This window comes from Sphingomonas sp. AC449, from assembly GCF_979253475.1.
The window spans coordinates 1-309 of the sequence record NZ_CEEDCZ010000040.1 but is presented as its reverse complement, the minus strand read 5'-3'; the positions used below and the strand labels follow the sequence as shown (position 1 = coordinate 309).

Here is a 309-nt window from a genome sequence, read left to right as displayed (position 1 = left end):
CCCGGCAATTTCAGCCCGCGCTTTGGCTCGACCCGCGAATATGAAGCGCTGGTCCGCACCGTCCCGGGCAAGGATTATGGCTGGTTCTTCGACGTCTATCTGCGCCAGGCCGCGCGTCCCGACCTTGTCGAGACGCGCACCGCCGACACGCTGACGCTCGCGTGGAAGGTCCCCGGCAACGGCCCCGTCCCGCTCCCCGTCCAGATCACCGTCGACGGCCAGCTTCGGACGCTGCCGATGACGGGCGGCAAGGCACGCGTCGCGGTGCCCGCCGCAGCGCACGGCGTGATCGATCCCGACGCACTGCTG

General features: G+C 69.9%; 1 pseudogene. It reads left to right on the top strand.

The annotated features are described in order from the left end of the window. Positions 1 to 309: pseudogene (locus AC0CH3_RS17770) on the top strand (M1 family peptidase); the annotation flags it as partial.